The organism is Janthinobacterium sp. GW458P (assembly GCF_002127585.1).
Taxonomy (GTDB): Bacteria; Pseudomonadota; Gammaproteobacteria; order Burkholderiales; family Burkholderiaceae_D; genus Janthinobacterium.
The window spans coordinates 40,516-54,062 of sequence record NZ_NEGZ01000025.1; the positions used below are offsets into that span (position 1 = coordinate 40,516).

14 protein-coding genes are annotated in these 13,547 nt (G+C 66.2%); 9 read left to right on the forward strand and 5 right to left on the reverse strand.

The window, feature by feature from the left end:
* Window positions 1-22: 22 nt before the first annotated feature.
* Both CBW50_RS15385 and fghA read left to right on the forward strand, forming a co-directional pair.
* The gene (locus CBW50_RS15385) at window positions 23-886 is read left to right on the forward strand and encodes an NAD-dependent protein deacetylase (RefSeq protein ID WP_086146376.1); all 864 of its coding nucleotides are present in this window, start codon (window positions 23-25) and stop codon (window positions 884-886) included.
* A 56-nt stretch (window positions 887-942) separates the two neighbouring features.
* Complete coding sequence (gene fghA / locus CBW50_RS15390) at window positions 943-1,812, forward strand: S-formylglutathione hydrolase (protein WP_301178813.1); 870 nt, start codon at window positions 943-945, stop codon at window positions 1,810-1,812.
* Between the two features lie 18 nt (window positions 1,813-1,830).
* On the opposite strand, the gene CBW50_RS15395 is transcribed toward fghA, so the two are convergent.
* The 4 genes from CBW50_RS15395 to CBW50_RS15410 all read right to left on the reverse strand — a co-directional run bounded on the left by CBW50_RS15395 (window position 1,831) and on the right by CBW50_RS15410 (window position 6,800).
* On the reverse strand, window positions 1,831-2,496 hold the full coding sequence (locus CBW50_RS15395; protein WP_086146377.1) for a dienelactone hydrolase family protein: 666 nt from the start codon (window positions 2,494-2,496) through the stop codon (window positions 1,831-1,833).
* A 173-nt stretch (window positions 2,497-2,669) separates the two neighbouring features.
* A complete protein-coding gene (locus CBW50_RS15400; protein ID WP_086146378.1) occupies window positions 2,670-4,988 on the reverse strand; it encodes a xanthine dehydrogenase family protein molybdopterin-binding subunit in 2,319 nt (772 codons plus the stop codon).
* The gene (locus CBW50_RS15405; RefSeq protein ID WP_086146379.1) at window positions 4,981-5,448 is read right to left on the reverse strand and encodes a (2Fe-2S)-binding protein; all 468 of its coding nucleotides are present in this window, start codon (window positions 5,446-5,448) and stop codon (window positions 4,981-4,983) included. Before CBW50_RS15405 ends, CBW50_RS15400 begins: the two co-directional genes overlap by 8 nt.
* Window positions 5,449-5,477: 29 nt before the next feature.
* Window positions 5,478-6,800, reverse strand: coding sequence for a cytochrome c (locus CBW50_RS15410; RefSeq protein WP_086146380.1), 1,323 nt, complete (start codon window positions 6,798-6,800; stop codon window positions 5,478-5,480).
* A 177-nt stretch (window positions 6,801-6,977) separates the two neighbouring features.
* Here CBW50_RS15410 and CBW50_RS15415 point away from each other — a divergent pair, with 177 nt between their 5' ends.
* The 7 genes from CBW50_RS15415 (at window position 6,978) to CBW50_RS15445 (ending at window position 13,023) form a co-directional block, all read left to right on the forward strand.
* Window positions 6,978-8,630 (forward strand): Na+/H+ antiporter, encoded by a 1,653-nt coding sequence (locus CBW50_RS15415; protein WP_086146381.1) that lies wholly within the window; start codon window positions 6,978-6,980, stop codon window positions 8,628-8,630.
* A 194-nt stretch (window positions 8,631-8,824) separates the two neighbouring features.
* Window positions 8,825-9,400, forward strand: a complete 576-nt coding sequence (locus tag CBW50_RS15420; RefSeq protein ID WP_253251946.1) for a YfiR family protein — start codon at window positions 8,825-8,827, stop codon at window positions 9,398-9,400.
* Window positions 9,397-10,668 carry a diguanylate cyclase gene (locus tag CBW50_RS15425; RefSeq protein WP_086146382.1) on the forward strand — a complete coding sequence of 424 codons (1,272 nt, stop codon included), beginning with the start codon at window positions 9,397-9,399 and terminating at the stop codon, window positions 10,666-10,668. Before CBW50_RS15420 ends, CBW50_RS15425 begins: the two co-directional genes overlap by 4 nt.
* 17 nt (window positions 10,669-10,685) lie before the next feature.
* On the forward strand, window positions 10,686-11,195 hold the full coding sequence (locus CBW50_RS15430; RefSeq protein ID WP_086146383.1) for an OmpA family protein: 510 nt from the start codon (window positions 10,686-10,688) through the stop codon (window positions 11,193-11,195).
* 32 nt (window positions 11,196-11,227) lie between these two features.
* On the forward strand, window positions 11,228-11,698 hold the full coding sequence (locus CBW50_RS15435; RefSeq protein WP_086146405.1) for a gluconokinase: 471 nt from the start codon (window positions 11,228-11,230) through the stop codon (window positions 11,696-11,698).
* A gap of 66 nt (window positions 11,699-11,764) precedes the next feature.
* A complete protein-coding gene (locus CBW50_RS15440) occupies window positions 11,765-12,082 on the forward strand; it encodes a DUF3144 domain-containing protein (protein WP_086146384.1) in 318 nt (105 codons plus the stop codon).
* Window positions 12,082-13,023, forward strand: a complete 942-nt coding sequence (locus CBW50_RS15445; protein WP_139842530.1) for an acyl-CoA desaturase — start codon at window positions 12,082-12,084, stop codon at window positions 13,021-13,023. Before CBW50_RS15440 ends, CBW50_RS15445 begins: the two co-directional genes overlap by 1 nt.
* Here CBW50_RS15445 and CBW50_RS15450 read toward each other — a convergent pair.
* Complete coding sequence (locus CBW50_RS15450) at window positions 12,996-13,538, reverse strand: gamma carbonic anhydrase family protein (protein ID WP_086146406.1); 543 nt, start codon at window positions 13,536-13,538, stop codon at window positions 12,996-12,998. The genes CBW50_RS15445 and CBW50_RS15450 overlap by 28 nt on opposite strands.
* Window positions 13,539-13,547 lie beyond the last annotated feature (9 nt).

Genomic DNA, 13,547 nt, shown 5'->3' on the forward strand with positions numbered 1-13,547 from the left:
TTTTCGGTTAGCATGGCGCATCATGCAAAACTTTTCTTCAGCCAGCCAGCGGCCCGCCAGCACGCATCACGTCCTCGATCAGCTGGCGCAATTCCTGCAGCGCCATCCGGACGTGCTGCTGCTGACAGGCGCCGGCATCAGCACGGCGTCCGGCATCCCCGATTACCGCGACGCGGACGGCGTGCGGCGCGGCAATGCCCCCGTGCAAGGACCGGATTTTCGCCGCCAGGAAGCCGTGCGCCGCCGCTACTGGGCACGCAGCATGGTGGGCTGGCCTACGCTGGCGCGGGCCGCGCCGAATCCGGGCCACCTGGCCATCGCGCAACTGGCGCAGCGGCGGCACATCGGCGCTCTGGTCACGCAAAACGTGGATGGCCTGCATCAGCAGGCAGGCAGCGGCGCCGTCACGGAGTTGCACGGCAGCATACATGGCGTGGTGTGCCTCGATTGCCGCGCCAGCCACACCCGACGCCTGATCCAGGACATGCTGGAACACGACAATCCGCAGATGCTGGGCGCCACGGCCACGCCGGCGCCCGATGGCGACGCCCTGCTGGAGCCGTCCCGGCTGGCCACCTTCCACCTGCCCGTCTGTCCCCGCTGCGGCGGCACCCTGCAGCCGGACGTGGTGTTTTTCGGCGATGGCGTGCCCTCGGAGCGGGCCGCCGAAGCCGGGCGCAAGATGGCCGAGGCCAGCGCCCTGCTGGTGGTGGGCTCGTCCGTGATGGTGTATTCGAGCTTTCGCCTGTGCCGCATGGCGGCCGAGACGGGCAAGCCCGTGGCTGCCATCAACCTGGGCAAGACGCGCGCCGACCATCTGCTGGCGTTCAAGACGGAAGCGGCGGCACAGGACATCTTGCCCGCAATAGCGGCCATGCTGGGCTGATACCGGCTCGGCGCTACGCCGCGCTCGCTATACTGTGGGATTGACGAGGAGAATTCATGCTGGAACTGTTGAGTGAACACGCCTGTTTTGGCGGCGTACAACGTTTTTATCGCCACGACGCGCAAGCCACCGGCTTGCCCATGCGTTTTTCGGCCTTCATTCCCGACACGGCGCCCGGCGCCACGGCCCTGAGCAAGCGTCCCGCCCTGTTTTACCTGGCGGGACTAACTTGCACGGAAGAAACTTTCATGATCAAGGGCGGCGCCCAGCGCGTGGCCGCCGAGGAAGGTCTGATCCTGATCGCCCCCGACACCAGCCCCCGCGGCGCCAACATCGCGGGCGAGACGGATGCCTGGGATTTCGGCGCGGGCGCCGGCTTTTACGTGGACGCCACCGAAGCGCCGTGGAACAGCCACTACCGCATGTACAGCTACATCCTGGAATTGCGCGCGCTGCTGGAGCAGGAACTGGCTATCGATGCGCAACGCACGGGCATCTTTGGCCACTCGATGGGCGGCCATGGCGCGCTGGTGCTGGCCTTGCGCAATCCGGAACTGTTCCGCTCCGTCTCCGCCTTCGCCCCCATCGCCGCACCTAGCCAGTGTCCATGGGGCAAAAAAGCATTCACGGGCTACCTGGGCAGCGACGAAGCCAGCTGGCAGCCCTATGACGCAAGCGCGCTGATGCGTGGCCTGCAGGGCAAGCCGGCGCTATTTCCTGACGGCATCTTGATCGACCAGGGCCTGGCCGACAAGTTTTTACCGGAACAACTGTACCCCGAGGTGTTCGAGGCGGCCTGCCGCGACGCCGGCCAGCCCTTGCAGCTGCGCCGCCAGGCCGGCTATGACCACGGCTACTACTTCATCGCCACCTTCATGGAAGAGCATGTGCGCTTCCATGCGAGGAATCTGCGCGCGCTGGCCTGACGCCCTTGCCAGATTGAACTACTGGGCCGAGCTCGTATGCCCGTTGAAATGGCGCATATACCAGTCCGTGGCCAGCAGGGCCGCCTGGTGGCGCGTGTCGGGGCCGCCAGGCGCGGCGATCTGTTCCAATTGTTTGTCGCAGCGCAAGGCGGCAAAGGCCATGCGGTTCAGGCCGGCCACGTCGGGATCGCGCCCGCCCACGATCAGCAGCGAAGGCACGCGCACGTTTTCCAGCGCCGCCTTGCCCGCCATTTCCACCTGGCCATCGCAAACGGCCAGCGCGGCGATCTCGGCGCTGCGCCAGGCTGCCAGCTGCATCACCACGGCCGCGCTGGTGCCGTAGCCATACAGGCCGCAGGGCAGGCGCCGCGTGGTCGGGTCGACCTGCAGCCAGCCCAGGGCTTTTTCCAGCTGGCGCGCCAGCAGCACGATATCGCTGCGCACGAAATACGCATGGCCGTTGCTGCCGCCGCCAGGCTCGACACCGCCCTGGTCGAAGCGCAGGGTGGCGATGCCCGCTCGCAAGAAATCTTGCGAAGTGGCGTGGCTGGAGGCGTCCAGGTAGTCGCTGTCGGCGCGCGCGCCGTGGGCGAACAGGACGATGCCCACGGGCCGCTCGGGCATTTCAAGCACGCCGTCCATTTGAAGTTCATCGGCCGTAATGCTGACAAATTGTTCTTGCATGGCTGCCTCCGCTATCGAACTGGAATCGAGCTGACATCACGCTGAAATCACTCTGCAATTGCGCTGATCTTGCCGGGCCGGGCACAGCCTGCGCGCCCCGAGCGGCAAGCCTCAGTGTACCAGCCTGCGCCCGTTCACGCGCGGCGCACGTCAAATTTTGCCGCGCGCCGCCGTCAGACGGCGCCGTGCCGGTCCAGCCCCTTCAGCACGGCTTCCGGACGGATCGGCAAATGCCGCACGCGCGAGGCCACGGCGGCAAAGATGGCGTTGCCGATGGCGGGCGCCACGACTGTCGTGGGCGGCTCGCCCATGCCCGTCGCCGTTTGCTTGCTGGCGACAAATTCGATGTCGAGCTCGGGCACGTCGGCCATGCGCAGGGGCGTGTAGGTATTCAGATTGGTATCCTTCACTTCGCCATTGAGGAAAGCCGTGCCTTCATGGATGGCCATGCTCAGGCCCCATAGCGCCCCTCCTTCCGCCTGCGCCAGCGCGCCATCGGGGTCGACGATGGTGCCCGCGTCGATCACCATGGTCAGCTTTTCCACCTTTACCATGCAGGTGCTGCGGTCCACTTTCACCCTGGCAACGCACGCCGTCCAGGTGGGCATGTCGCGCTCCTGGCCGAAGGTGGCGGCGATGCCCAGGCCCGTGTCGGGCGGCATGGCCGTGCCCCAGCCCGCCTTCTCCGCCGCGCGCCGCAGCACGTGGGCCAGGCGCGCGGCGCCGCCGACGGCATTCGGCGCGCTGCCCGCATTGCGCCCCGTGGCCTGCAGCAAGGACAGGCGGAAGGCCAGCGGATCGACCTTGGCCGCCTGCGCCGCCTCGTCCATGAAGCTTTCCACGGCCCAATTCGTCCAGCCCGGCCCCACGGAGCGCAGCCAGCCGGGACGGAAGCTGCTGTTGGCCAGGTCGTTCGACACGGCCCGCACGCGCTGCGCGCCCACCGTGTACCAGTGGTCGGCGCCGGCGATGGCGAACGGATCATACGGATGACCTTGCTTATCCTTGGCCAGCAAGGCCGGTATCATGGCCTGCGTGGGCCAGCCCGCGCTCGCTTCATGCACCATGGCCGCCACCTTGCCGGCCTCGTCGAAGGCCATGCGCAGGTGCTGCACGGAAGGCGACCGGGGCGAATCGAAACGGGCATCGTCGGCGCGCGTGCAGATCATCTTGACGGGACGCCCCACGGCTTGCGCCGCCAGCGCGGCCGGCACGCAATAATCGCCGTTCAGGCGCCGCCCGAAGCCGCCGCCGAGCAAATAGGTGTGCAGCATCACCTTGCTCTCCGGCACCTTGAGTGCTTGCGCCAGCACGGGCAGGATCAGCGATTGCCATTGATTGCCCGCATGAACGTGCCAGACGCCGTCGATTTCCTGCGCCAGCGCATTGACGGGTTCGAGCTGGAAATGCAGCACCGTACTCGTCGTGTAGTGGCGTTCCAGCTTCAGGCTGGCATCCTTGAACGCTTGCTCCACGCCCTCATCATCGACCACGCGGGCGCCCAGGCTGGCGTCGGCCAGCTGCTTGGCCGCATAGCTGACGATATCCTGCTCCGACACATGGGCCGCCGCGCCGGCCCGCCATTTCACCTGCACCAGCTCGGCCGCGCGGCAGGCGGCCGCATACGTTTGCGCATAGACCATGACCCAGCCGGGCACCGTGCCGCTGGGATCCTGCAAGGCCACGCTGCGCAGATAGCCCTGCACTTTTTTTGCCGCCGAGTCGTCGATGGAGACCACCTTGGCACCGTAGCGCGTGGGCGGGATCTTCGGGCGCGCATACAGCATGCCCTCGACCTGCGCATCGATGCCGTACACGGCCGTGCCATTCGTCTTCGCCGGAATGTCCAGCGCCGGCACCTGCTGGCCGACCAGCCTGCGCTGCTGCGGCGTTTTCAGCACGATGGCCTTCAGCTGCTCCGGCGTATAGCGGCGCGCCAGCTTGCCGCGGCGCACGATCTCGCCATAGGCAATCGAGCGGCCCCGTCCATGCACGACGCCCAGCCTGGCGTGGCAGGCGGACACGGGCACGCGCAGCAGGCGCGCGCCTTCTTCCACCAGCGCGAGGCGGCCGGCCGCGCCGGCACGGCTGAGCGGGTCGAAATTCTGCCAGACGGACCAGCTGCCGCCCGTCACCATCAGCCCCCATTTCGGGTCCGTATCCACGTAATGCAGGCGCACCTTGCTCCAGTCCGCTTCCAGCTCCTCGGCCAAGATGCGCGCCAGGGCCGTGCCGATATGCTGGCCCATTTCCGCCTTGGCGATATTGACGGTGATCATGCCGTCGCGGCCAATCTGGAACCAGATGCTGGGATCGAACGCGGGCGCGGCGCTTTGTTCTGGCGGTACGGATGCCGCCTTGCCGGCGGCCAATGAGCTGTCGGCGCGCAAAAAGGCCAGCGTCAAACCCGTGCCGGCGGCGGCGATCAGGAAACCGCGCCGGTCCAGCGCACCGGGACGGCCGGAAGAATTTTCTTTAGGCAACTTAAACACCAGGCGCCTCCTGCATGCCGGCCGCCAGTTTAATTGCCTTGCGGATCCGTACATACGCCATGCAGCGGCACAGGTTGCCGCTCATGACGGCATCGATATTCGCGTCCGTCGGCTGCGGATAGTCGCGCAGCAAGGTGGCCGCCTGCATGATCTGGCCCGACTGGCAATAACCGCACTGGGGCGCCTGCGTGGCGATCCACGCCTGCTGCAGCGGGTGCGTGCCGTCCGGCGACAGGCCCTCGATGGTGGTGATGGCACAGCCGGCCACGGCGGCAATCGGCGTGATGCACGAGCGCATGGCGCGGCCATCGACATGCACGGTGCAGGCGCCGCACATGCCGATGCCGCAGCCGAACTTGGTGCCTTTTAAGTTGACTTCGTCGCGCAGCACCCACAGCAGGGGTGTCTCGGCGTCCGCCTCGGTGCCGAAAGGCTGGCCATTGACGGTAATGTTATACATAAGAATTGCACATAAGAAACTTTCAATAATTACTTGCCGGCGCCATCCATGCCAAGCGCCGTGGCACGGGCGCGCGCCACGGCCGCTTCCAGGTTCGTCCAGGCCGGCTGATGGCTGCGGCTGCGGCGCAGATAGGCGGCCAGCTGGGCCACATCGTTGTCCGTCAGCGCGGCGGCAAAACCGGGCATCAGCACGCCGGGCATGGCCGCGTCCTTGCTGATGCCGTGCAAAATCACCTGGATCAGGTTGGCGGGATCGGGCGCGCTGACGGCGCTGTTCAGGCTCAGTTCCGGACGCAGGGCCACGGGCTTTCCATCGCTGTTCGAGTGGCACGACGCGCAGGCGGCCACGTACAGGCTGGCGCCGCGGTCGTTGTCGACCAGGCTGACGCGCTGCGAACGGACGATGCCGGCCTTGATCACGGCATCGGCATCGACCTTGCGCTGCTCTGCCCCCGCCACGCCGGCAAAATACGTGGCCAGGGCGCGGATATCGCTGTCCGGCGCGGCATCCATGCCTTCATGCACGACGGCCGACATGGGGCCGGCCGCCACGCCGTGCAGGGCCGTCGCCCCCGTGCGCAAAAAGGCATACAGTTCGTCCCGCGTCCAGGGCAGGGGCGCCGTATTGGCGCTGGTCAAGGCCGGCGCATACCAGTGGTCGATGGATGCGCCCAGATACGCCGCACCGCCAAGCTCGGCGCCCAGCGCATTGCGCGGCGTGTGGCAGGCGGCGCAATGGGCCAGTCCCTCGGCCAGGTAGCGGCCCCGGTTCCAGTCCAGCCCTTGCGCAGGATCAATCCGGTAGCTGGCCGGCTTGAAAAACAGCAACTTCCAGCCCGCCTGCAAGGGCCGCAGGTTCAAGGGGAACGGCACGCTGTTGGCGGGCGTCACCGCATACACGGGCGGGCGCGTCATGAAGTAGGCGTACAGGGCCGTCAGGTCCGCGTCCGAGACGAGATTGAAATGGGTGTACGGAAAAACAGGAAACAAATGGGCGCCATCGCGGCCCACGCCTTCGCGCATGGCCCGCAGGAAGGCGGCCAGCGACCAGCGGCCGATGCCCGTTTGCTTGTCCGGCGTGATATTCGTCGCGTAAATCGTGCCGAACGGCGTGGCCAGTCCGTGGCCGCCCGCGTAATCGGCGCCGCCCCTGGCCGTGTGGCAGGCAGCGCAATTGCCCATGCCGGCCAGGATGCGGCCCCGGTCCACCGCTTGCGCAGAAAACGCCGCGGCGGCGGGCGGATTGACGGGCGCCAGCGCGGGGCGCCAGTAATACAGATACGCGACGAGCACGGCGGCGATAAGCATCGCCAGCAACGACAGCAGGCCGGTGAAAATTTTCTTGAGCAAAACAGGAATCCGGTAAAAGGCTAAGCACGCGCCCGCCGCGCAGGGACGGCGGCGGCAAACGATGGTGACAATCTTACCGCGATTGTGACTTGTTGTATGTACGCAATGACACGCAGGCGGTTCCGCAGGCGGGCTGCGCCTTATAATCAGCGTTTCAGCACCCCGCCGCTCTCCTCAATGCATACCGTTACCATCATCCTCATCCTCGTGTTGACCGTCGTCCTGTGCGGCTTCATTGCCCGCTCGCGCTGGGTCAAGCTGCCACTGCCGCTGATCCAGATCGCCGGCGGCACGGGATTGGCCGTGTTTGGCGTGCAAGTGCCGCTCGATCCCGACATTTTCTTCTTGCTCTTCATCCCGCCGCTGCTGTTTCTCGACGGCTGGCGCATTCCCAAGGGCGCCTTCTTTTCCGACGCGCGCTCGATCCTGATGCTGGCCATCGGCCTGGTGCTGTTTACCGTGCTGGGCATGGGCTTTTTCATCGACTGGCTGATCCCCAGCGTGCCGCTGGCCGTCGCCTTCGCGCTGGGCGCCATCCTGTCGCCGACGGACCCCGTGGCCGTGTCGGCCATCGCGGCCGGCAACCCGATTCCGCCGCGCCTGATGCACATCCTCGAAGGCGAGTCCCTGCTGAACGACGCCTCGGGCCTGGTCTGCTTCACGTTTGCCGTGGGCGCCATGATGACGGGCGGCTTTTCCCTCGGCGCCGCCTCGCTCAGTTTTCTGCAGGAAGCAGGCGGCGGCATCGTCATCGGCCTGGGCATCTCCTGGGGCGTGGGCCTGGCGAATAAATGGCTGGTAAGCAAGGTCGGCGAAGAGCCGGGCCTGCAGATCCTGATCAGCATCCTGATCCCGTTTGCCGCCTACCTCGGTGCCGAGCAGATCCACGGCTCGGGCATCCTGGCCGCCGCCACGGCGGGCGTGTCCATGCATTACGCCGACCTGATCGGCCGTCCGCTGGCGGCCACGCGCACCCAGCGCAAGGCCGTGTGGGACACCGTGCAACTGGTCCTGAACGGCGCCATCTTCGTCATGCTGGGCGCGCAGCTGCCCGCCACCGTCGCCGGCCTGCCGGCCGCGTCCGCCGAAGTGGGCGCCGGCAGCGCCTGGAAGCTGCCGCTGTTCGTCATCGCCATCACGGTGGGACTGACCTTCATGCGCTTCATCTGGGTCTTCATCTCGATGAAGCTGACCCTGTTCAAGCACCACAAGAAGGTGGCCGGCGAACCGAAGGAGGCGGCGCTGCTGGCGCGCCCCAGCCTGCGCCTGCTGCTGGTGGCCTCGTTCGCGGGCGTGCGCGGGGCGCTGACCCTGGCCGGCATCCTGACCCTGCCGATGTTCTTGCCTGACGGGAATCGTTTCCCCGCGCGCGACCTCGTCATCTTCCTCGCCATGGGCGTGATTTTACTGTCGCTGCTGCTGGCCAGCGTGACCCTGCCCCTGCTGACCAAGGGCCTGGTGTTCGCGCCGCCCGCGCGCCGCTCGACGGAAGAACGCAATGCGCGCGCCGCCGCGGCCGAGGCGGCCATCGCGCGGCTGGAAAAAGTGTGCGAAGGCATCGACAAGGATGACAAGCAGCAAGTCGTCACGGAAGCGGCCAACCGCCTGATCGAAGCCTACCGGCGCCGCCTCGCGTATGGCGAAAGCAGCAACGACGAGGCTGCGCGCATGCAGGAACTGGCCAAGGCCGAGCGGGCCCTGCGCCTGGAAGCCCTCAACGCCGAGCGCGACGAACTGTTCCGCCGACGCATATCAGGCGAACTGGACGACTCCATTCACTTGCGCCTGTTGCGTGAAATCGACTTGCTGGAAGCGACATTGGAAGAATAGAGACAATCTCTGCTATTTTTAGCAATGTTGAAGAGTAATCTTCATGGCAAAGAATGCAAGTTTTAACATTAGTGTTTATAATGCAAGGTTATATGTAGCGCTGTGATTTACTTTCTCCATGCAGTTCCGTACAGTCTGCATTGAAGAATCGCCATTTGAGCAGCTACCCGACCTGAATAAAGACACTCGACGCCGTGCCCTCTTCCCCCTGCCACCGGCAGCGCATCGCGCCGCCTGCCCAGTTCACTGCCGTGCTGCTGGCGTTCGCCTTGCTCCTGCAGGTGCCGGCCGCGGCATGGGCGCAAGCGGGCGCGGCAATGGACGCCAGGCGGCCGGCCGAAGTGTCCCAGGTCCTGTTCGGCATCATCAGTTATGTACGCTGGCCCATGGCGCGCCCCGAAGTGCGCGTCTGCATGGTCGGCGCGCCCCGCTACGGCGCGGCCATAGTCGATACGCCCGGCTCCAGCACGGGCCAGCGCATCCGCGTCAAGCTGCAGCCGGCGGGCCTGGCCGCCAGCGAATGCGACGTCGTCTACATGGGCAGCCTGCCCGACGGCGAACGCGAACACCTGCTGGCGCAGATCATCGGCAAACCCATCCTGTCGGTCGCCGAACCGGGCACGGGCTGCACCGTGGGCACCATGTTCTGCCTGCGCCTTGCCGACGCGCAGATCGGCTTTGACGTCAACCTCGACGCCATCGCCCGCAGCGGCCTGCGCGTGCATCCGAACGCCTTGCAGATTGCACGTCGCAAGGGACCGCAGCCATGAGCCGCCGGATCGACGTCAAAGCGGCCGGCAAACCCCGGCCCACGCTCGACAGCGTGCTGCGGCGCGCCCACCTGAGCGTGTCGCTGGTCGCCGTGCTGGCGGCCGGCCTGACCCTGACGGCCGTGGCGCTGCTGGCCCTGCGCGTGTATTCGGAGCAGAATCTGCGCCTGGTGGCCCGTTCGATGAGCTATACGGTGGAAGCGGCCGTCGTCTTCGGCGACCCCATGGCCGCCAAGGAAGCAATGGCCTTGATCGGCATCAATGAAGATATCGACCAGGCGCAAGTCAACAGCAAGGATGGCCAGGTGCTGGCCCGCTGGGAGCGGGGCGAGCACGGCACCCGCTACGTCATCGAACGCACCTTGACGGGCTGGATGCTGCCCGATTCCCTGACTTTCCCCATCACGCATGATGACAATGTAATCGGCAGCATCAAGCTGGTGCCGCATAGCCGCAGCCTGCTGCCCTTCCTGCTGAGCGGTCTTTCCTGCCTGCTGGCGTGTCTGGCGCTGAGCCTGATCGTCGCCGTGCGCCTGTCGCGCCGCATGGAAACGGATATCACGGCGCCGCTGCGCCACCTGGCCGAAACGGCCCACCGCGTGCGCCGCGACCGTTCGTTCGAGTTGCGCGTGCCGGCCGCCGGGATCGCCGAGCTCAACCAGATCAATGACGACTTCAACGCCCTGCTCGACGAGCTCGAAGCGTGGCAAAGCCATCTGCAGATGGAAAACGCCTCGCTGTCGCACCGCGCCAACCACGACAGCCTGACGGGCCTGTCGAACCGCGCCTTCATGGAAGCTGAGCTGGAGCGCGCCATCCTCGAAGCGCGGATCGGCAATGGAAAAGTTGCCGTCCTGTTCCTCGACAGCGACCGTTTCAAGTACATCAACGATACCTTCGGCCATGCCTCGGGCGACCGCGTGCTGGTGACGATTGCCGCGCGCATCAAGCAGCAATTGCGCGAAGGCGACCTGGTGGCGCGCCTGGGCGGCGACGAATTCGCCATCCTGCTCAAGCCCCTGCGCAACAGCAGCGATGCCATGCACATCGCCGACAACATCATCGCCGCCATGGCGCAGGCCATTGAATTACCTACCGGCAACAGTATCGTCAGTTCGCTGACCATCGGCGTGGCCGTCTTCCCCGATCACGCCATCGACGCCGTGTCGCTGGTGGGCGCGGCGGACGAGGCCATGTACCGCGCCAAGCAGGCGCAGCGCGGCACGCGCCAGGTGGCGCGATTACCGCAGACACACCTTCACCCCTGACCGCAAGGAGCTACACCATGCAATTCCTCTACAAGCAACTACGCCTCGGCTTTCTCGGCCCCGTCATCCTGATGCTGGGCCTGCTGGCCGCCTGCCAGAGCGCGCCTGAAAAGAAAGCGCCGTTCAATGCCGACCAGATCGCCACCCTGACGGAGCAAGGCTTCGTGCAAACGGATGACGGCTGGGAACTGAGCTTTACCGACAAGCTGCTGTTCGATTTCGGCGCTTCCAGCCTGACGGCGCCAAGCCGGGCCGCCATCCAGAAAATCAGCGCCGCCCTGCTGAAAGTGGGCATCACGCACATGCGCGTGGAAGGCCATACGGACAACGAAGGCGCCGAAGTGCTGAACAACAAGCTGTCGCTGGCGCGCGCCAACGTGGTGGCCGATGCCATGGGCGTGGCCGGCATTCCACGTGGCAATATCGTCGTCAAGGGCCTGGGCATGAGCAAGCCCGTCGCCTCGAACGCCACCAAGGCGGGCCAGGCGGAAAACCGCCGCGTCACCGTCATCGTCTCGGCACCGTGAACGTGGGGGCGCCCGCCGTGCGCTGGGTCGTGATGGGCGTGTCCGGCTGCGGCAAGAGCGCCGTCGGCAGCCTGCTGGCCGCTGCCTTGCACGTGCCGTACGTGGAAGGCGACGACGTGCATCCCCCGGAAAACGTGGCCAAGATGGCGGCCGGCATCCCGCTTGACGATGCCGACCGGGCCGGCTGGCTGGCCGCCTTGCGCGAGCGCATCGCCACGGCCCGCGCCCAGGGCGGCGGCCTGGTCGTCTCCTGCTCGGCCCTGAAGCGCGCCTACCGCGACCTGCTGCGCGAAGGCGACCCGGCCCTGCGCTTTGCCCACCTGGACGGGCCGCGCGAGTTGCTGGCGCGCCGCATGCAGCGGCCCGGCCATTTCATGCCGCCCAGCCTGCTCGACAGCCAGCTGGCCACCCTGCAGCCTTTGCTGCCGGACGAAGCCGGCATCGTGCTCGACATCCGCCAGCCGCTGGCCATGCTCGTGGAACAAATCCGGCAAGCATCCTGACAGGCGCGCGGCTGGACAGCCCGCGGCACGCTGTGTAGACTGGCGCGCACTTTCATGAGGGATTTTATGACCACACCAACCACCAAACCAGCACCGGGCCCGGAATTCTGGGAACGCGCCGACCAGGTCATCGCCCTGGCCAATGAACAATGCATGCACAGCGGCGGCAATGAAGTGGCCACCTCGCTGTTGTACGCGGCCGCCCGCTTCAACGCCTTCCTCGTCGCCAGCAAGAGCAATGACGTAGCAAAAATGCAACAAGAAAAGGAAGGCGCCGTGGCCTTCTTTACGGAACAGTACAAGCGCATGCTGACCGACAACTTCAACGACTACATCACCAACTTCGACAAGTACACGCAACCGTCGTCGGCCCCCAAGGCCTGATGCCGACGGCCGGCCTGGCCAGCCACCGCGCCCGCGCCACGCACGCCGACAGCGTGCTCAATGGTTCAGTACGCCATGCGCCTTTGCCATCGCTGTGGCTGACGCTCATGCTGGCCGGCGCCGTCAGCGGCGCCCTGTTCTTCTTCAGCTGGAGCGGCCTGCTGCTGTTTGCGGCCGGCACGGCCATCGTCCTGCTGTTCGGCCATTCGCTGGGCAGCCACCGCAAGCTGATCCACAACAGCTTTGAATGCCCGCAATGGCTGGAATACCTGCTCGTGTATCTGGGCGTGCTGGTGGGCCTCAGCGGCCCGCTGGGCCTGCTGCGCCAGCACGAGCTGCGCGACTACGCCCAGCGCCTGTCCGACTGCCACCCCTACCTGCGCCACGGCGCCGGCTTCTGGCGCGATGCCTGGTGGCAACTGTTTTGCCGCCTGGACCTCGACCACCCGCCGCACATCGCCATCGAGCCGCGCATCGCGCGCGACCGCTTCTATCGTTTCCTGGAATCAACCTGGATGCTGCAGCAACTGCCGTGGGCCGTGCTGTGCTTCGTCTGGGGCGGCTGGGGTTTTGTCTGCTGGGGCGTCTGCGCCAGGGTCAGCGCCGGCGTGCTCGGCCACTGGCTGATCGGCTACTTCGCCCACAACCATGGGCGCATGCATTTTCATGTCGACGGGGCCGCCGTGCAAGGGAGAAACATCCGCCTGACGTCGCTGCTGACCATGGGCGAATGCTGGCACAACAACCACCACGCCTATCCCGGCTCGGCCAGGCTGGGCCTGCTGCCGGGCGAATGGGACCCGGGCTGGTGGGCGCTGCTGCAGTTACAGCGCCTGGGCCTGGTGTCCGCCCTGCGCCTGCCGCAAGACCTGGCGCCGCGGCCGGAACTGCGCCGCATCGGCGCCCCCGACGATCAGGCGTCGTCGCCACCGGCCAGGTAATTGTTCTTGACGCGCACATAGTGCTCGGCCGAATAGCGCAGGTAGGCGATCTCCGCTTGCGTCAGCGCGCGCACCTTGGCGGCGGGGCGGCCCACGTACAGATGGCCGCTTTCCAGGACCTTGCCGGGTGACACCAGGCTGCCCGCGCCCAGCATCACGTGCTTTTCCACCACCACGTCATCCATGACGATGCTGCCCATGCCGATCAGGCATTCGTCGCCAATCGTGCAGCCGTGCAAGATCACGGAATGGCCTATGGTCACGTACTTGCCGATGGTCAAGGGTGAACCATCAGGCTTGGCCGCATTCTTGTGCGACACATGGCCCATGGAAAAGTCCTGGATGTTGCTGCCTTCGCCGATGACGATGCGGTTGACGTCGCCGCGCAGCACGCTGTTGCACCAGATGGAACAGTCGTCGCCGATCTGCACATCGCCGATCACTTGCGCCGTGTCATGCAGGTAGACGCTGGCGCCCAGCACGGGGCGGGTATTCAGGTAGGAACTGACAGGCATCGCTTTCTC